This window comes from Frankia gtarii, assembly GCF_025403375.1.
In the GTDB taxonomy this organism is placed as follows: Bacteria; Actinomycetota; Actinomycetes; order Frankiales; family Frankiaceae; genus Frankia; species Frankia gtarii.
The window spans coordinates 1-17,579 of sequence record NZ_JAMPTM010000003.1 but is presented as its reverse complement, the minus strand read 5'-3'; the positions used below and the strand labels follow the sequence as shown (position 1 = coordinate 17,579).

15 protein-coding genes are annotated in these 17,579 nt (G+C 71.6%); 9 read left to right on the top strand and 6 right to left on the bottom strand.

Annotated elements, in window-relative coordinates; all coding sequences use genetic code 11:
- Nucleotides 1-75 precede the first annotated feature (75 nt).
- Nucleotides 76-558, bottom strand: a complete 483-nt coding sequence (locus tag NBZ83_RS01030; RefSeq protein WP_009741775.1) for a CarD family transcriptional regulator — start codon at nucleotides 556-558, stop codon at nucleotides 76-78.
- Nucleotides 559-1,303: 745 nt separating this feature from the next.
- On the opposite strand from NBZ83_RS01030, the gene NBZ83_RS01025 reads away from it, so the two are divergent.
- The 4 genes from NBZ83_RS01025 (at nucleotide 1,304) to NBZ83_RS01010 (ending at nucleotide 6,445) form a co-directional block, all read left to right on the top strand.
- Entirely contained in the window at nucleotides 1,304-2,059 is a 756-nt protein-coding gene (locus NBZ83_RS01025; RefSeq protein ID WP_261574146.1) for a copper chaperone PCu(A)C domain-containing protein, read from the top strand.
- A gap of 730 nt (nucleotides 2,060-2,789) precedes the next feature.
- Entirely contained in the window at nucleotides 2,790-4,244 is a 1,455-nt protein-coding gene (gene radA / locus NBZ83_RS01020; RefSeq protein WP_261574145.1) for a DNA repair protein RadA, read from the top strand.
- Between the two features lie 129 nt (nucleotides 4,245-4,373).
- The gene (gene disA / locus NBZ83_RS01015) at nucleotides 4,374-5,453 is read left to right on the top strand and encodes a DNA integrity scanning diadenylate cyclase DisA (RefSeq protein WP_261557366.1); all 1,080 of its coding nucleotides are present in this window, start codon (nucleotides 4,374-4,376) and stop codon (nucleotides 5,451-5,453) included.
- Nucleotides 5,454-5,488: 35 nt separating this feature from the next.
- On the top strand, nucleotides 5,489-6,445 hold the full coding sequence (locus tag NBZ83_RS01010) for an HhH-GPD family protein (RefSeq protein WP_261574144.1): 957 nt from the start codon (nucleotides 5,489-5,491) through the stop codon (nucleotides 6,443-6,445).
- Between the two features lie 18 nt (nucleotides 6,446-6,463).
- Here the strand turns inward: NBZ83_RS01010 and NBZ83_RS01005 are convergent, their stop codons facing one another.
- The 5 genes from NBZ83_RS01005 to pstS all read right to left on the bottom strand — a co-directional run bounded on the left by NBZ83_RS01005 (nucleotide 6,464) and on the right by pstS (nucleotide 11,478).
- On the bottom strand, nucleotides 6,464-7,201 hold the full coding sequence (locus NBZ83_RS01005) for a response regulator transcription factor (protein ID WP_261565784.1): 738 nt from the start codon (nucleotides 7,199-7,201) through the stop codon (nucleotides 6,464-6,466).
- Nucleotides 7,198-7,974, bottom strand: a complete 777-nt coding sequence (gene pstB / locus NBZ83_RS01000) for a phosphate ABC transporter ATP-binding protein PstB (protein ID WP_261557368.1) — start codon at nucleotides 7,972-7,974, stop codon at nucleotides 7,198-7,200. Before pstB ends, NBZ83_RS01005 begins: the two co-directional genes overlap by 4 nt.
- A 106-nt stretch (nucleotides 7,975-8,080) precedes the next feature.
- Complete coding sequence (pstA, locus tag NBZ83_RS00995; RefSeq protein ID WP_261565700.1) at nucleotides 8,081-9,148, bottom strand: phosphate ABC transporter permease PstA; 1,068 nt, start codon at nucleotides 9,146-9,148, stop codon at nucleotides 8,081-8,083.
- Entirely contained in the window at nucleotides 9,145-10,188 is a 1,044-nt protein-coding gene (gene pstC / locus NBZ83_RS00990) for a phosphate ABC transporter permease subunit PstC (RefSeq protein WP_261565698.1), read from the bottom strand. The genes pstA and pstC overlap by 4 nt, the downstream gene beginning before the upstream one ends.
- Nucleotides 10,189-10,407: 219 nt before the next feature.
- Nucleotides 10,408-11,478, bottom strand: a complete 1,071-nt coding sequence (gene pstS, locus NBZ83_RS00985) for a phosphate ABC transporter substrate-binding protein PstS (RefSeq protein WP_261565783.1) — start codon at nucleotides 11,476-11,478, stop codon at nucleotides 10,408-10,410.
- Nucleotides 11,479-12,513: 1,035 nt separating this feature from the next.
- On the opposite strand from pstS, the gene NBZ83_RS00980 reads away from it, so the two are divergent.
- From NBZ83_RS00980 to NBZ83_RS00960, 5 genes are all read left to right on the top strand, one after another.
- Nucleotides 12,514-12,840, top strand: coding sequence for a hypothetical protein (locus tag NBZ83_RS00980; protein ID WP_261565696.1), 327 nt, complete (start codon nucleotides 12,514-12,516; stop codon nucleotides 12,838-12,840).
- A gap of 142 nt (nucleotides 12,841-12,982) precedes the next feature.
- Nucleotides 12,983-14,389 (top strand): proline--tRNA ligase, encoded by a 1,407-nt coding sequence (proS, locus tag NBZ83_RS00975; protein WP_261565695.1) that lies wholly within the window; start codon nucleotides 12,983-12,985, stop codon nucleotides 14,387-14,389.
- A 142-nt stretch (nucleotides 14,390-14,531) separates the two neighbouring features.
- Nucleotides 14,532-15,395 (top strand): acetyltransferase, encoded by an 864-nt coding sequence (locus tag NBZ83_RS00970; protein WP_261565693.1) that lies wholly within the window; start codon nucleotides 14,532-14,534, stop codon nucleotides 15,393-15,395.
- A 31-nt stretch (nucleotides 15,396-15,426) separates the two neighbouring features.
- A complete protein-coding gene (locus tag NBZ83_RS00965; RefSeq protein WP_261574143.1) occupies nucleotides 15,427-17,076 on the top strand; it encodes a long-chain-fatty-acid--CoA ligase in 1,650 nt (549 codons plus the stop codon).
- Nucleotides 17,073-17,531, top strand: a complete 459-nt coding sequence (locus tag NBZ83_RS00960; protein WP_261574142.1) for a hypothetical protein — start codon at nucleotides 17,073-17,075, stop codon at nucleotides 17,529-17,531. Before NBZ83_RS00965 ends, NBZ83_RS00960 begins: the two co-directional genes overlap by 4 nt.
- The last annotated feature ends 48 nt before the right edge of the window (nucleotides 17,532-17,579 follow it).

Here is a 17,579-nt window from a genome sequence, read left to right as displayed (position 1 = left end):
ATTTCCGGGATATCGTGCCGGCCGAACGATCAGCCGGCACCCGATCTATTACGACCGGGTTGACAAGGCCTTGGATCAGCCGGCGAGAACCTCGTCGAGCATCGCCTCAGCCTTGTCCTCGTTGGTGCCCTCCGCGAGCGCGAGCTCACTGACAAGGATTTGCCGCGCCTTGCTCAACATGCGCTTCTCACCCGCGGAAAGACCGCGTTCGCGATCGCGGCGCCAGAGATCGCGAACGACCTCGGCAACCTTGTTCACGTCACCGGAGGCGAGCTTTTCTAGATTTGCCTTGTAACGCCGGGACCAGTTCGTGGGCTCCTCGGTGTGGGGTGCCCGGAGCACCTCGAACACCCGTTCCAGCCCATCCTGCCCGACGACGTCGCGTACCCCGACCATGCCGACGTTGTCGGCCGGCACCCGGACAGTCAGATCGCCCTGAGCGACCTTCAGCACGAGATAGAGTCTTTCCTCGCCCTTGATGACGCGGGTTTCAATCGCGTCAATCAGAGCAGCACCATGATGCGGGTAAACAACGGTCTCGCCGACTTGGAACGCCATGTGTCACGTGCCCCTTCCGCCTCTACCAGCGTAACACGCACGCATCGCCGCAGGTCAGACGCGCGCTGCAAGCGCAAGGGCCGCAACGCCAAGCTGAGGGGCTCGGCGGGGTCTTCCAGCCACCGTTCGCGACGACGGACACCGCCCACCACAGATCCGCGCACCGACCCCACATCACCGCGCAACGACACCGAACAGCCCTACCAGGTAAAACAGGCGACAGGTCGACGGGCGTTGGCTGCGCGTTGAGCGTCAACCGCACCGCGAACGTAGCGCGGATGGACCCCGCCTGCGCGCCGACACAAGGGTGGCCGGTACGACGACGGCGCGCCCCGGCCGGGGCGGCGATCGGCCGCCCGCACGCCGTCCGCGGCGGAGCGTGACTCTGCCCACGTCATCGACCGGCCCTTCGTGGCCTGTCGGGCCGGTCAGCGCCGATTCCGAGGCCCGCGCAAAGCCCTCGACCCGCGCCGCGCACCGGCCCACGCGGGCTGACCGGGCCGTCGGCCTGGGCATGTGGCGCCGCCGGGTGACTAGTGTTAGTCCGGCACGGAGACCTCCCGTGGACGACCCTGCGCACCGGGCCGTCGGCGGCGGTCCTCCGGGCACCGGGGCAACCCCCTGCACGCCGGGTCCGACCTACCGGCACCGGGGCGCGCCGCCGGGTGGCCGTCCTCAGCGACGGCCGTCGACCAGCACCGGCGCCGTCCACGCGCCGGTCTTGTGCAGGAGGAGCCACCGAGCTGTGAACCGCCGTCCGGGTGCCTGTTTCTCGTCAGTCAACGCCGTCGCCGATGCGACGACCGCCGCCGCGGCACCCCGCGACGACGACGCCTCGCGCTCCGCGTTCCGGCGACGGATGACGTCGCGCCGGGTGGGCGTCGCCATGCTGGCCTCGGTGATCGGTTCGGCCGGCCTGGCGAGCTGCGCCTCCGGCAACGACGCGCTGACAAACCTCGCGCGAACCACGACCAACAGCGTCGCGGGGTCCGTCGGCGCCATCACGCTGCGCAACGTCTACGTTGCCGGACCCGTGTCCCAGGGCGGCTCGGCGCCGATCGTGTCGGCGTTCTTCAACGCGGGCGGCGAGCCGGACACCCTGGTCTCGGTGTCGTCGCCGGAAGCCGGCGGCGGCCAGCCGCCGAAGCCGGCGGACCTCCCATCCGGCGGTGGTCGGATCTTCATCGCCGATGCCTCCGCGCCGACCTTGCTGGGCGTGACGCAGAACCTGCTGATCGGGTCCCAGCTCCCGATCACCTTCACCTTCGCGAAGGCCGGCAGCGTGACCCTGGACGTGCCGGTGGAGCCGGCCGCCACCGGCGCCTCCGGTGCCCCGACGGAGACCTCCGCCAGCCCGGACACCACCGCCAGCCCGGCGCAGCAGACACCCGCCACCGGATCGGCCACACCGAGCGCCGGCGCCACCCCGGCGGCCGGCAGCGCTAGCCCGACCGCCGGCGCCGTCGCCCCGTCGGCGACGGCCACCGCGACCGCGGGCTGAGGCCACCGTTCCCGACCCCGGTCCCGGTCACCGCAGCGCGGGCCGGGGCGGGGCGGCATTCGGTGGGCGGACCCGGACCACGGCCGCCGACGTGCCCCACCGACCGCCACATCGATCGCTTTGTTCTGTCACCAATCGCGCACGGAAGCGCGCCAAGGTCCTTGGGCCGCGGACCGCACCATCGTTCGGCTCACTGCTGCGCCTGGCTGGTCACGCAAAGATGTGCAGGTCGGTTGATGCCGGTCCTGGCCACATAGCGGTCAGCAGATGCTGGAGGTTAATCCCGGTTCGCCGGCCCGCGACCGTCATCAGGCTCCAGCAATTCCCGGCGCAACCGCCGGGGGCTGGCAGGTTGGCGGCGCCCGGGAGGGAATAGGGGCGCCGGGATTCGCCCGGACACGCGGCACGGTTTCGCGGAACACCAAGATTGCCAGAGCCCGGGGCCAGAGCCCGGGGCCAGAGCCCGGGGCCGGGACGCGACACGGTTGCGCGTTCACCACGCTGATGCCCGACCGGCGGCCGCGGGTCATCCTCGCGTCATCCCAACGCAGATCTCCGTTACACCCGATCTCCGCGGGCCACCGCCAGCCCGGGCATCGAACCCTCCCGTCGGGAAGCGAATCGAAGGGTGATCTGCCCTGGGCGGCGATTGCGGCCGGTACGGCGTCGCCGGGCCCAGGTCCTGGTCAGACGCCACCTGTGGGCGCCCCCACGCGCGGCTGGCTCCGACATGTCGGACCGGCCGGTTAACGTGGCGCCCATGACATCCACTCGGCCGGCGGCCGGCAGCCGGGCATCCGGCCGTGCGACGGCGGGCTTCCGGTGCAGTGGCTGCGGGACGGAGTCCGTCCGCTGGGCCGGGCGCTGCCCGCGTTGCCAGGAGTGGGGGACCCTCGAGGCGCAGGCGCCGGCGCCGCGCCGCGCCGCGGGCCTCGGCAGCGTGGGGCGAGCGGCGGTGGCCACGGAGGTCACGGCGCCGGCGCAGCCGGTGATGTCCGTCGACGTCACGGCCGCCCGCCGCCGGCGCACGGGTATCGACGAACTGGACAGGGTGCTCGGCGGCGGTCTCGTCCCCGGCGCGGTGATCCTGCTCGCCGGGGAGCCGGGCGTCGGCAAGTCCACGCTGCTGCTGGAGGTGGCCGCCCGCAGCGCGGCCGGCGGGTCCCGGGCCCTGGTCGTCACCGGCGAGGAGTCCGCGGCCCAGGTGCGGCTGCGAGCGGGGCGGACGGGCGCTCTCCACGAGGATCTGTGGATCGCCGCCGAGACGGATCTCGGTGCCGTGCTTCGCCACGTCGAGGAGGTCTCGCCGGCCCTGCTGGTGGTCGACTCGGTGCAGACGATTTCCGCGGCCGGGGTCGAGGGGGCGGCCGGCGGCGTCACCCAGGTGCGCGAGGTCACCGCCGCGCTGATCCGCACGGCCAAGGCGCTCGGCCTCGCGACGATACTTGTCGGCCATGTGACAAAAGATGGTCTGGTGGCCGGGCCACGCCTGTTGGAACATCTGGTGGACGTGGTTCTGCATTTCGAGGGTGAGCGGCACTCCGCGCTTCGTCTCGTGCGAGCGGGCAAGAACCGGTATGGCCCCGCCGACGAGGTCGGCTGTTTCGAGATGGACGACTCCGGCATCCACGGGATTGCCGATCCCAGCGGGCTGTTCCTGTCCCGCTCGGGAGCGGGCAGTCTGGAGGCGGTGCCGGGAACGTGTGTCACCGTGACGGTGGAGGGCCGCCGGCCGCTCGTCGCGGAGGTGCAGGCCCTCGTTGCCGAGACATCCGCCCAGGTGCCCCGGCGGGCGGTGTCCGGGCTGGATCCGGCCCGGGTGGCGATGATTCTTGCCGTGGTCGAGCGTCGGGCGAAGGTCCGGTTCGGTCGGGCCGACGTCTACGCCGCGACTGTCGGTGGCGTGCGTCTGGCCGAACCCGCGGCCGATCTGGCGACGGCACTCGCGGTCGTGAGCGCGGCGCGGGACCGGCCGCTGCCGGCCGATCTCGTGGCAGTCGGGGAGGTGGGGCTCGCCGGGGAGGTGCGCGCTGTGGGTGCGGTCCGCCAGCGGCTCGCCGCGGCGGCGCGGCTGGGATTCCGGCAGGCGCTCGTACCCGTGGGTGCCGGGGCCGCTCCCGAGGGCATGAAAGTCACCGAGGTGCCCGATCTGATCGCTGCCATAACCCGAATGCATGAAGCGTAACCAGAAATATGTCGGTTTTGAGTAATTTCGTTACCCCATGAAGAGCTGGACCGCCCCGACTCCGATCGCCCCGATAGCATCGCGGCAGAGGTGGGAAACAGCGGGGAGCCGAGGAGCTGAGGGAGCCTGATGGCGGGACCACCCGGAGACGACATCTTCCGGGCGACACTGGCCGCGGTCGCCCCCGGAACTCCATTTCGCGACGGCCTGGAGCGCATCCTTCGCGGGCATACCGGGGCGCTGATTGTGCTCGGCCATGACAAGGTCGTCGAGGGTTTGTGCACCGGCGGCTTCGAGCTCGACGTCGAGTTCTCGGCCACCCGACTGCGGGAGCTGGCCAAGATGGACGGCGCGATCGTGCTGTCCTCCGACCTGCAGCGCATCGTGCGCTCCGCGGTGCATCTGGTGCCGGACCCGACCGTGCCCACCGAGGAGTCCGGCACCCGCCACCGCACCGCGGAGCGGGTCGCCAAGCAGACCGAGTACCCCGTGATCTCGGTCAGCCAGTCGATGCACATCATCGCGCTCTACGTGGCCGGGCGGCGCTACGTGCTCGACGGCTCAGCCGCCATCCTGTCCCGGGCGAACCAGGCGCTGGCCACCCTGGAGCGTTACAAGCTTCGCCTCGACGAGGTCGCGGGCACCCTGTCCGCGCTGGAGATCGAGGATCTGGTCACGGTCCGGGACGCGATCTCGGTGAGCCAGCGGCTGGAGATGGTGCGCCGCATCGCCGACGAGATCGAGGGCTACGTCGTCGAGCTCGGCACCGACGGGCGGCTGCTGTCGCTGCAGCTCGAGGAGCTGATGGCCGGCGTCGAGACCGAGCGCGAACTCACCGTGCGCGACTACCTGCCCGCCGGGTCGAAGGCGGGGTCGGCCGCACAGGTCCTCGCCGAGCTCTCGGCGATGTCACCGACCGACCTGCTCGACCTCACCGTGCTCGCCCGAGTGATCGGCTTCTCCGGTGGGGCGGACATCCTCGACCGGCAGATCAGCCCGCGCGGCTACCGCATGCTGGCCAAGGTGCCCAGGCTGCCGCGGATGGTGGTCGACCGGCTCGTCGACCACTTCGGCACGCTCCAGAAGCTGCTCGCCGCCGGGGTCGACGACCTGCAGACCGTCGACGGCGTCGGCGAGACCAGGGCTCGCGCCGTGCGCGAGGGCCTGTCGCGGCTGGCCGAGTCGAGCATCCTGGAACGCTACGTCTGACCCGCCCCGCGCCCGCCATCGGCGGGCCTGGCACGATGGCCTGGATGACCACCGCACCGCGGACCGTCGCCGGTCCCCCGACCCTGGCTGCGGGCCCGATCTCGGCCCAGGCGCCGGCCGGGCCGCAGACGCTCGGCGAACTGGTGCTCGGCTGGTTCGCCACCGCCGCCCGGGAGCTGCCCTGGCGGCGCCCCGGGACGACGCCGTGGGCGGTGCTGGTCAGCGAGGTCATGCTGCAGCAGACCCCGGTCGCCCGGGTGCTACCGGTCTGGGAGGCCTGGCTGGACCGGTGGCCGACCCCGGCGGCGCTGGCCGCGCAGCCCGCCGGCGAGGCGGTGCGGGCCTGGGGCCGGCTGGGCTACCCCCGCCGGGCGCTGAGGCTGCACCAGGCCGCAGTGGCCATCGTCGAACGGCACGGCGGCGAGATCCCGGCGGACCTCGATGCGCTGCTCGCCCTGCCCGGGATCGGGACGTACACGGCCCGCGCGGTTGCCGCGTTCGCCTTCCGCCAGCGCCACCCGGTCGTCGACGTGAACGTGCGCCGGCTGTTCGCCCGCGCCGTGGAGGGCCGGGCCGACCCGCCGGCCACCGTCAGCCGCCGCGACCTGGCCGCCGTCGCCGAGCTGCTGCCGGCCGACCCCGAGACGGCCGCCATGACCAGCGCCGCGCTGATGGAGCTCGGGGCGCTGGTCTGCGTGGCCCGTACCCCCCGCTGCGCCGCCTGCCCGCTGCTGCACCGCTGCGCCTGGGTGGGGGCGGGCAGCCCGGCCGGGACTGGCCCTGCTCGCCGACCCCAGGGCTACGCCGGCACCGACCGCCAGGTTCGCGGCCGGCTGCTGGCCGTCCTGCGCGACGCCGAGCAGGTGGTCGGCCAGGACCTCCTCGACCAGGTCTGGGACGACCCGGTCCAGCGGGACCGCGCGCTGGCCGGGCTGATCGACGACGGCCTGATCGTCCGCGTCGCCCCCGGCGTCTACGCCCTGCCAGGCTGACCCGTCGCGAGGTCCACCTCAGGTGAGATCGGGCGCGGCGCGGAACCGGTAGCCGACCCCGCGGATGCTCTCAATGACCGTCGGCTCGCCGGCGGCCTCGCCGAGGCGGCGGCGCAGCCGGCGCACGTGCACCGCGAGGGTGTTGGTCTCGGTATGCGCCGAGCCCCAGACCTCCCGCAGCAGGGTCTCCCGCGGGACGACCCGCCCGGCCTGCTCCAGCAGCAGCGCGAGCAGCCGGAACTCCCGCGGCGGGACCGGCACGATCGCGCCGTCGAAGCGGACCTCGTGGGCCGCCCGGTCCAGCAGCACCGGCCCGCCGCGCAGGACGTCGTCCCCGACCGGCCGGGGCTGGTGCGCGCCGGGTCGCCCCGTCCCGATCACACCGACCATCGCGAGCACCTCCGGCACCCGGTACGGTTTGCCCACGCAGGCGCTGGCGCCCGCGTCCAGGCCGGCCGCGGCGGCCGGCCGGTCGTCGGGACCGACCGCGAGCAGGATCGGCACATCATCGTGGCCGGGGACGCTGCGTACCGTCCGCACGACGGTGACCCCGTCGACGACCGGCAGCCGGGCGCTGATCAGCAGGGCGGTGGGGTGCTGGAGACCGATCTCCAGCAGGGCCCGCGCGCCGTCGGCCACCACGCTCACCTCGACCCCGCCGCCGACGATGGCGTCGAGCATTCCGTCGTCGACCTCGGAGTCGGCGATCAGTAGCGAGGGCTGACCGGTCGACCTGACCTGCGCCGTGGCCGTCAGCCGAACCGCCCGGAGACGTAGTCCTCGGTGCGCTTCTCCGTCGGGTTGGTGAAGATCTTCGAGGTCTTGTCGAACTCGACGAGGCGGCCGGGGTCTCCGGTCTTCTCCAGGGAGAAGAACGCGGTGGTGTCGCTGACCCGGGAGGCCTGCTGCATGTTGTGGGTGACGATGACGATCGTGAAGCTCGACTTCAGCTTCGTGATCAGGTCCTCGATGGCGAGGGTGGAGATCGGGTCGAGCGCCGAGCAGGGCTCGTCCATGAGCAGCACCTGGGGCTCGACGGCGATTGCCCGCGCGATGCACAGCCGCTGCTGCTGGCCGCCGGACAGGCCGGCGCCGGGCCGGCCGAGCCGGTCCTTGACCTCCTCCCAGAGGTTCGCGCCGCGCAGCGACTCCTCGACCCGCTCGTCGAGCAGCGCCTTCTTGCGCACCCCGTTGAGCTTCAGGCCGGCGATCACGTTCTCGTAGATGGACATGGTGGGGAACGGGTTCGGCCGCTGGAAGACCATCCCCACGGTGCGACGGACGTTCACCGGGTCCGTGCCGGCCCCGTAGAGGTCCTCGCCGTCGAGCAGCACCTTCCCCTCGACGCGGGCACCGGGAAGCACCTCGTGCATCCGGTTGAGGGTGCGCAGCACCGTCGACTTTCCGCACCCGGACGGCCCGATGAATGCGGTGACGTTCTTCGGCTCGATGGTCAGGTTCACGTCGGCTACAGCCTTGAACTTGCCGTAGTACGCCGTCAATCCGGTTACGTCGATGCGGGTGGCCATGGCAACCTCGACTCACGATCTGTCTGGACGCTGTGCGGTGCTCGGGCGAAACGTTGGTGGTGCGGGCCGGCGACGGCAGCGGCGACGCCACCGGCCCGGGGCTGGGTCATCTCAACCGGTTGCGTCCGGCGAACAGCCGGGCGGCGAGGTTCAGCACCATGATGATGATGATCAGCACCAGGGCGGCCGCCCACGCCCGGTCGACCGCGGACTGCTGCGGCTGGCCGGCCTGCGAGTAGATGTACAGCGGCAGGGACGACTGCTCACCCGAGAACGGGTTCGAGTTGATGAGGTTCGTGCCGAAGACGGTAAGCAGCACCGGGGCGGTCTCGCCCGCCACCCGGGCCACCGCGAGCATGACACCGGTCACGATCCCGGGCAGCGCGGTGGGCACGACCACTCGCAGGATGGTCCGCCACTGGGGCACACCGAGCGCGTATCCGGCCTCCCGCAGCTCGTTGGGGACCAGCTTGAGCATCTCCTCGGCGGAGCGCACCACCGTGGGGATCATCAGCACGGCGAGCGCGAGCGCGCCCGCGAACCCGGAGAATCCCTGGTCGAGAGCGATCACCCAGAAGGCCAGGATGAACAGACCCGCGATGATCGACGGCAGGCCGGTAAGCACGTCGACGAAGAAGCTGATCACCCGGCTGACCCGGCCGCGGCCATACTCCACCAGGTAGATCGCCACCAGCAGGCCGAAGGGCACCGCCAGCACGCTGGCGAGCAGGACCTGCTCCACCGTGCCGATGATGGCGTGGTAGATGCCGCCGCCCACGTCCCGGGCGCCGATGCCGTTCATCGAATGGGTGAAGAAGCCGGCGTCGAGTCGACCGGCTCCCTTGCCGATCACGCTGACCAGCACCGCGACCAGTGGGATCACGGCGAGCAGGAACGCGGTGTAGACGAGCGTCGTCGCGAACCGGTCCCGTGCCCGGCGCCCGCCCTCCACCGCTGTCGAGAGGGCGGTCATCGCGATCACGAATCCGAGCGCGGCCATCAGCACGATCTGGATCTCGCTGTCGACCGGCGTGAGCAGGTAGATCAGCAGGGACACGACCACCGCGCCGGCGGCGACGGCGAGCGGCATCCAGCGCGGCAGGCTCTGCCCGCGCAGGCCCAGGCGGTCCGCGGTGTCGCCGACGGCCGGTCCGGACACGGTCGCGGTGCTCATGCGGCGCTCCCGGAGAACTCGCGACGGCGCGCGACGATGGCTCGCGCGATGATGTTCACGATCATCGTGACGACGAACAGCACCAGGCCGGAGGCGATCAGCGCGCCGCGGCCGATCTCGTTGGCCTCGCCCCAGCCGTTCGCCACGTTCGCGGCGATCGTGTTGCCGGCGGGCTCGAGGATGTGCGCGGAGATGTCGAACGAGGCGGGCAGGACCAGCGCGACCGCGATCGTCTCGCCCATCGCTCGGCCGAGACCCAGCATCGACGCGCTGATCACCCCGGGCTTGCCGTAGGGCAGCACCGCGACCCTGATCATCTCCCACCGGGTCGCGCCGAGGGCCAGGGCCGCCTCGCGGTGCGCGATCGGAACCTGGAGGAAGACCTCACGGGACAGGGCGGCGACGATCGGCAGGATCATGATCGCCAGGACCACGGAGGCGACGAAGAGCGAACGCCCCACCGAGTCGGCGTCGAACAGCGGGATCCAGCCGAAGTAGTCGTTCAGCCAGAGCTGGATGCCCTTCATGTGCGGCGCCAGGACAAGCAGGCCCCACAGGCCGTAGACGACGCTCGGCACGGCGGCGAGCAGGTCGACGATGTAGCCGAGGAAGGAGGACAGCTGCCGGGGCGCGTACACGGTGATGAACAGCGCGATCCCGACCGCCACCGGCACCGCGATGATCATCGCGACCGCCGCCGAGACGACCGTGCCGTACAGCGTCGCCGCCACCCCGAACTTCGGCGGGGAGGCGTTCGGGGACCACTCCTCGGTGGTGAGGAAGTTGCCGGTGTTGGCGCTGAGGGCGTCGGTGGCGTGCAGCACCAGGAAGACGGCGATCACGACGATCAGCGCCAGCAGCCCGAGGCCGGCCGTGCGGGTGAGATTCTTGAAGATCAGGTCGGCCATCCCGACCTTGGGCCTGCCCGCGGATGCAACCGCGGGCCTGTCAGCCGGCGGTGGGTCTTCCGGCGGGGCCGTCGCCGTGGCGGCCCCCCGCTGCTCGGCGGCGCCCGCCGAGCGGTCCGGCTCCGTCGTCATGATCTTCTCCTTGGTGCCCGAGCGGGGCTTGGCGATCAAGGTCCCGGGCGCGGCACGCGCGGCGGGACGTGGGTGCCGCGGCCGCCGTACATCGACGAATCCACGGTGGGTCGTTCGCTCCACCGTGGGCACCGGCCGGGCCGGTCGGGTCGCCCCGGCCGGGCCCGAACCGTGTCATGGGCCGAGGCCGGCCGGGGCGGCCGTGGTGCTAGCTGCGGGTCAGGCCAGCTTGGCGACGACCGCGCGGACCTTCGTCGCGACCGCGTCCGGCAGCGGCGCGTAGCCGAGGTCGCCGATCGAGGACTGAGCGGCCTCCGAGGCGGTGTAGGTCAGGAAGGACTTGACCAGCGCGGCCTGGTCGGCCGAGAGACCCTTGGTGCAGGCGATCTCGTAGGTGACCAGGTAGACCGGGTAGGCGCCCTTCGTGGCGGTGGCGTAGTCGAAGGTCAGCTTCAGGTCGTCACCGTCGGCGATCTTGGCGGTGCTCAGGCCCAGGGAGGCACCGTCCGTGCTCGGCGCGACGTACTCGCCAGCGGCGTTCTTGACCTTGACGGTCGACAGCCCGGCGTTCTCCGCGTAGGACAGCTCGGCGTACCCGATCGAGTTCTCGGTGGACTTCACGGTCGAGGTGACGCCATCGCTACCCTTGGCGCCCTGGCCGCCGGGGGCCTTCCAGTCCGAGCCGGAGTCGAACGTCCAGTCGGCGCCGCCCGCACCCTTGAGGAACTTGGTGAAGTTGTCCGTCGTGCCGGAGCCGTCGGAACGGTGCACCGCCGCGATCGTGGCGTCCGGCAGCGAGGCGCCGCTGTTCTCGGCCTTGATTGCCGGGTCGTTCCACTTGGTGATCTTGCCGGCGAAGATCTTCGCCAGAGTCTGAGCGGACAGCTGCAGGCCGTCGACGCCGGACAGGTTGTACATCAGCGCCACCGGGCCGACGGCCATCGGCAGGTCGGCCGCGGCACCGCCGGTGCAGCGCGCGTCCGCGTCGGTCTTCTGCTGGTCCTTCAGCGCGGAGTCCGAACCAGCGAAGGCGACCTGCTTGCTGATGAACTGCTGGCGACCCGTCGATGAGCCCGTCGACTGGTAGTTGATCGTCGCGCCGGAGCACGCGTTCTGGTACGCCTTGACCCACTCGTCGATCGCGTTCTTCTGCGCGGACGAGCCGGAGCCCGTGATGGACCCCTTCACGCACGAGATCGCGCCCGCCGAACTCGACGGCGCCGCGTTCCCGCCGCCGGAGTCGTTGTTGTCGTCAGTTCCGCACGCCGCCACGGTGAGCAGTGCCACCATCGCGGCCCCGACGGCGGCCTGACGCTTGCCTCGGATCACAAGCAACCCTTCGTCCTCGCGCCGTTCACGGCGCCGAATGTCGTCCGCCCCCCGGACTGGGGTGCCGGCGAGAATCGAAGCGATTCGGAGTGAACGAAGGATGAACAAGCGCATACGCCAACCCGTCACCAACCGGAACACATCCATGCCGGACGATTTATGGCCTGTTGACCAGACCGGACGCCACCCCAACGAAACACCGGGTACTGAACTATAAGCACTCCGTAATCAACGGGCGACGGGTCGACAGCCCGGCACCGCACGAGCTCCTGCCCGCCGGAGGGGCCGCGGGTCGCCCCGGCGACGGCTCGCAGCCCGCAGTTGTCCGCCGTCAGGAACCACATCCAGCGGCCGGCAGCGGCCGACCGGTCCCCCCGGCCAGGGGGCGCGAGCCGCCCCTACACCCGCAAACCCGGGGACAACTGCCGGACAAGTCGAGGACAAGGCGGCGTGGAGGTCGGGACGGCGGACGGCCCGCCCGCCACGATGGCGCGGCCGCCCAGGCGTCGGCGGGCCGGCCGGCCCGCCGCCCGGATTCGGGCCTTTCAACGTCATCAAACGACATCTAGCCACTCGGGAAACTTGCGCCACTGATACCGAATGTTCATCGGTGCGCGTCATGCCCGACGGAGCCCGCTGCGCCCGGCGACGCAGTGGGACGGAGCCGGCGAAGCGGCCATCCCGCACGCGGCGTTACGCAAATGATCAGGACTTGCGCCCTCAGTCACCGGACGTCCGCTCTGCCCGGAGATCGCCGGTGGCGTTCCGCCCGCTCCTGTGCTTTGCTTGCAAGCAACATCGATGTTGCTGAAAGCATCCCGTCAACACCCGACAGTCTCAATACGGGGAACGATTTCGCATGACAGTAGCAATGAGAAACATCAAAGCAACGTAACGAAGTTGTCCCGGCTCGGGAAAAGCCCGACGCCCGCCAGGCCGGTGCTGGCCACACGCGCACGCATCGGACCGACACGCATACAGGAGGACGGCCAGAAGATGAACACCGTCGACAACGACGATCTCCTGCCGGAGCCCCGGCCGATCACCGGCGGACGGCCCGGTTCCCTCGCCGAAGTGGTCACCATCCACGACGGCCTGGCGATCCGGCACGAGCTGCTCCTGGCGCCAGGAGCCACCGCAGCCGACCTGACGACCGCCATGATCCTCGTCCCGCCCACGGCCTGCCTGGTCAGCCATCACGGCGACGTCGACGTCTCGCTGGTGTTCCAGGAGGTCACCCGGCCCTTTCCCAGCGGGGAGGATGGGCGGGCCGAGCCCGCCGCCGGCCCACTGCCGCACAGCCGAGGTCTGCATCACCGCTGACCCGGCCGCTTGGTCGACCGCCCGGGAATCGGCGCGGACACCGGCGCGGGCACCCCGAGCGGCACCTCGCCGGTGCCCGCGTCGCGCCAACCCACCCGTCCCGGTGGCCCCGATGGCGCCGCGTAGGCAATATCGTGGCGGGGTGGCTGTACTCACCTCCCGCGCGACCGACTTCCCCCGCTGGTACCAGGACGTGCTCGCGAAGGCCGAGCTGGCCGAGAACGGCCCCGTTCGCGGGACCATGGTCATCCGACCGTACGGCTACGCGATCTGGGAACGCATGCAGGCAGACGTGGATGCCCGGATCAAGGCCGCGGGCGCCGTCAACGCCTACTTCCCGCTGTTCATCCCGGAGAGCTACCTGCGCCGGGAGGCTGAGCACGTCGAGGGCTTCAGCCCCGAGCTGGCCGTGGTCACCATCGGCGGCGGCAAGGAGCTGGAGGAGCCGGTGATCGTGCGGCCGACCAGCGAGACCATCATCGGCGAGTACCTGGCCAAGTGGACGCAGAGCTACCGCGACCTGCCGCTGCTGCTCAACCAGTGGGCCAACGTGGTCCGCTGGGAGCTGCGTCCCCGGCTGTTCCTGCGCAGCAGCGAGTTCCTCTGGCAGGAGGGGCACACCGCGCATGTCGACGAGGCCGACGCCGCCGCCTACGCCCGCCGGATCGCGCTGGAGGTCTACCGCGACTTCCTCACCGACGTGCTTGCCATCCCGGTGTTCATCGGGGTGAAGACCCGCAAGGAGCGCTTCGCCGGCGCCACGAACACCATGACCTGCGAGGGCATGATGGGCGACGGCAAGGCCCTGCAGATGGCGACCAGCCACGAGCTGGGGCAGAACTTCGCCCGCGCCTTCGACATCGACTTCGTCGGCGCTGACGGCGCCCAGCACCTCGCCTGGACGACGTCCTGGGGCAGCTCGACCCGAATGGTCGGCGGCCTGATCATGGCGCATGGCGACGACAACGGCCTGCGCATTCCGCCCCGGCTCGCGCCGACCCAGGTCGTGGTGCTGCCGGTGCGCGACGACGAGACCGTCGTCGCGAAGGCTCGCGAGATCGGCGCGGCGCTCACCGATGCCGGCCTGCGGGTGCAGGTCGATGCCCGCCCGGGGCTCTCCTTCGGCCGCCGGGTCACCGACGCCGAGATCAAGGGCATCCCGGTGCGGGTCGAGGTCGGCCCGCGCGACCTGGCTGCCGGGAACGTCACCCTGGTCCGCCGGGACACCTCGGCGAAGACGCCGGTGCCGCTCGCGGAGGCGGCCGGGCGGGTCCCGGTGCTGCTCGACGAGGTGCAGGCCGGCCTGCACGCCGAGGCCCTGGCCCTGCGCGAGAGCCGGACCGCGGACGTCACCACGGTCGCGGACGCCGCGCAGGCGGCGCAGACCGGCTTCGCCCGGATCCCGTGGCGCCTCGTCGGCGAGGAGGGCGAGGCGCGCCTCGCCGAGGAGGCCCTGACCGTCCGCTGCCTGCAGACGCCCGACGGCGAGATCCCGGCGGCCGGCGGCGACCCCGACGACCTGGTCTGCCTGATCGCCCGCTCCTACTGACCGCGGGTGACACCGGGGCGTTAGCCGAAACGGGTAATCCGGCTTTGCGGCCCTTCGGCTCGTTTGCTAACGTCACTAATGTCCGAACTGCCCGAAATCGTCCAGATTTAATTCCGTCTTTCGCGCACGCAGAACAGGTAGCATGCTCCGACAAGACGAATTCGAGCAGCTCATCGCCCGGAAAATGGGTCTCGCCGGCTCGCCGGTCACCGGCGGAAGCCGGCTCCACGAGGACCTTGGGCTGGATTCCTTCCGGCTCATGGAACTCTGCCTGTATGTGATTGAGCTCGGCGTCGACCTCTCCGAGGCGAACTGGCTGGAAATCGAGACGGTCGGCGAGCTGTACAGCCGCTACCGTGCCGGCCCGCCCGCCGCGGCCGCCCCGGCGCTGGGCGCCGCTCACGCGGGGAGCACGGTACCGGCTGCGGCCGGCACCGCGACCGCCGATGCGCTCATGCCGCCGCCGCCGCGGTTCGCCGGGCGGTTCCTGCGGCTGATGCCGGTACTGCCGGCGTCGACGCCGTTCCTCTACGAGCTCGCGGTCACCCCGGAGATCGGCTTCCGCTGGCGCTACCGGGGCTCGGTGCCGTCGTACCCGCAGTTCGAGCAGGAGCTGTGGCAGGGCGTGCTGACCCAGTTCCTGATCGAGTCGATCGAGACGGCTCGGCCGGTCGGCCACGCGATCTGCTACAACCCGGAGTTCACCCTGGGGTACGCCTACGTGGGCGCGGCGATCTCGGCCGACTACACCGGCTCGGGTCTGGCCGTCGAGGCACTGGACCTGTTCGTTCGTTACGTCTTCGACATCTGGCCGTTCCGAAAGCTGTATTTCGAGGTGCCCGAGTTCAACTATCCGCAGTTCGCGGGGGCGGACCGGAAGAACTCGCCCGGCGGGGCGCTCGCAATCGAGGGACGGCTGCGCAAGCACGATTTCTATCACGGCCGTTACTGGGACCGTCTCATTCTCGCCGTCTACCGGGACAGTGCGGACGGCGACGCCCGATAACGGGATCGTCCGCCGGGAGAGGGCGTCGACAATGGTTTATCTGCTGGATCGCATGAAGCGCGCGAGCACCGGTCCGAACACGGTGACCTTCCTCGCGCCGGACGGCGGTCAACGGGTCGGCTGGGCCGAGCTGTACTCGGACGCCCGCCGTGTCGCCGCGGGCCTGCAGTCGCGCGGAGTCGGACCGGGCCGCCCGGTGGTCATCCTCGCCGACACGTCACGGGAGACGATCACCGCGGCGATGGCGGCGTGGCTCGCCGGTGGCAGCCTCACCATGGCCCCCACCCCCGCCCGCACCGTCGACCTGGCCCGGTACCTCGCCGACACCCGCGACCGGTTCGACTCGCTCGGCGAGCCGCTCGTGCTGGTCGGAGCGCCGTGGGTGGACGCCGTGCCCGCGCTGTCCGGCGGGGCCGGGCGGGTCATCGGGCTGACCGAGGCGGTCGGCACCACGCCGGCGGTCCCGTGGCGTCCGCCCATGCTGACCGCGGACGCCCCCGCGATCCTGCAGCTGACCAGCGGCACCACCGGCGCGCCGAAGATCGCCCGGATCAGCCATGGCAACCTGGCGGCGAACGTCGAGGGCATCCGGGTGGCGACCAGCCACGAGACGGTGCACGGCCGGATGCTGTCCTGGCTGCCGCTGTCCCACGACATGGGGCTCATCGGCGGGTTCATCCTGCCGATGGCCTGCGGCCGCTGCGACGCGCTGCTGTCCTCACCCACCGAGTACCTGGCCAGGCCGGCGAGCTGGATGCAGCTGATCTCCCACCACCGTGTCACCAACACGGTGGGACCCGGTTCCGCCTACGCCATCGCGGCCCGGCTGCTGCGCGCCGGCCCCCGGCTGGACCTGTCCTGCCTGGCCTACGCGCTGTGCGGCGGGGAGCCGATCGACCCCGCGGTCGTCGACGACTTCCTCGACGCCGCGGGCGGCCACGGCTTCCACCCGGCCGCCTTCATGCCTGCCTACGGGCTCGCGGAGGCAACGGTCGCGGTCACGTTCTCCGCGGTGGGACGCGGGGCGCGCTACGACACGGTCGACGCGGACGCCCTGGCCGCGGGCGCGGCCCGGTTCGTGCCGCCCGAGCACGCCGACACCGGCGTGCGCACGAGGCGGCTGGCCCTGCTCGGCGAGCCGATCCCCGGCCTGTCGGTGCGCGTGGTCGACCCGGACGCAGGTGGGGTCCTGCCCGAGCGGAAGGTCGGCGAGGTCCAGGTCCGCGGTACCTCGGTGGCCGCGTCCTACCATGACGATCCCGAATCGGCGGCGGCCCTGCGCGCCCGCGACGGCTGGTTGGCCACCGGCGACCTCGGCTACCTCATTGACGGCGAACTCGTCGTCTGCGGTCGCCGCAAGGACGTCATCATCCTCGGCGGCCGCAACATCTATCCCGAGGAGGTGGAGCGGGCCGCGGCGCGGGCGGACGGTGCCCGCGCGGGCAACATCGTCGCGTTCGCCTACCCGCGCCCCGGCCACCTCGGCGGGGAGGGCCTCGCCGTGGCCGTCGAGACCCGAGGCGCCGATCCCGAAGCGCTGAAGAGCGCGGTCGCCGGGGAGATCCGCGCCGCGCTCGGAGTGACCCCACATGCGGTGCTGGTGCTCGACCCGGGCTCGGTACCCAAGACCCCCTCCGGGAAGCTGCAGCGGGCCGAGGCCAGACGGAGGTTCACCCCATGAGCACCCAGCCCGCCGCGCGGCATGACGCGCACAGCGTCGGGGCGGGCAGCGACGCCGTCACGGCCGAACGGCTCGCCGCCCTGGCCGACGGCCTCTACGCCGCCTGGGCCGAGCCGGCGGTATCCCGGCGCGACGAGCTGCTCGCCGACTGCTGCATCCCCGCGGTGACCTACGCCAACCCGCTCGGTGAGGCCGCCGGCATCATCGAGTTCGCCGATCTCATCGGCGAGTTCCTCGCGCCCTACCCGGGTCATCGTCCGGTGCGCACCAGCGGGGTCGACGTGCACCACCGCCGCGCCCGCTGGGAGTGGGGGCTGCGCAACGGCATCGGGCAGATCGTGCTGATGGGCCTCGACGTCGTCACCTTCACCGAGCGGCCGCGGCTGGAGACCATCAGCACCTTCTTCGGGCCGCCGCCGCGGCCGGTCTACTCCTTCGGCGCGGCACCGGCCTGAACCCGCCCCGGCAGCGGCCACCCCGCTGCCGCCACCCCGCTGCCGGGG

What these genes read in the sequence shown, in the direction of transcription:
- NBZ83_RS01030 (WP_009741775.1), bottom strand. Translation starts at nt 558, where the DNA reads ATGGCGTTCCAAGTCGGCGAGACCGTTGTTTACCCGCATCATGGTGCT.
- radA (WP_261574145.1), top strand. Translation starts at nt 2,790, where the DNA reads ATGTCGGACCGGCCGGTTAACGTGGCGCCCATGACATCCACTCGGCCG.
- disA (WP_261557366.1), top strand. Translation starts at nt 4,374, where the DNA reads ATGGCGGGACCACCCGGAGACGACATCTTCCGGGCGACACTGGCCGCG.
- NBZ83_RS01010 (WP_261574144.1), top strand. Translation starts at nt 5,489, where the DNA reads ATGGCCTGGATGACCACCGCACCGCGGACCGTCGCCGGTCCCCCGACC.
- pstB (WP_261557368.1), bottom strand. Translation starts at nt 7,974, where the DNA reads ATGGCCACCCGCATCGACGTAACCGGATTGACGGCGTACTACGGCAAG.
- pstA (WP_261565700.1), bottom strand. Translation starts at nt 9,148, where the DNA reads ATGAGCACCGCGACCGTGTCCGGACCGGCCGTCGGCGACACCGCGGAC.
- pstC (WP_261565698.1), bottom strand. Translation starts at nt 10,188, where the DNA reads ATGACGACGGAGCCGGACCGCTCGGCGGGCGCCGCCGAGCAGCGGGGG.
- pstS (WP_261565783.1), bottom strand. Translation starts at nt 11,478, where the DNA reads ATGGTGGCACTGCTCACCGTGGCGGCGTGCGGAACTGACGACAACAAC.
- NBZ83_RS00980 (WP_261565696.1), top strand. Translation starts at nt 12,514, where the DNA reads ATGAACACCGTCGACAACGACGATCTCCTGCCGGAGCCCCGGCCGATC.
- NBZ83_RS00970 (WP_261565693.1), top strand. Translation starts at nt 14,532, where the DNA reads ATGCTCCGACAAGACGAATTCGAGCAGCTCATCGCCCGGAAAATGGGT.
- NBZ83_RS00965 (WP_261574143.1), top strand. Translation starts at nt 15,427, where the DNA reads ATGGTTTATCTGCTGGATCGCATGAAGCGCGCGAGCACCGGTCCGAAC.
- NBZ83_RS00960 (WP_261574142.1), top strand. Translation starts at nt 17,073, where the DNA reads ATGAGCACCCAGCCCGCCGCGCGGCATGACGCGCACAGCGTCGGGGCG.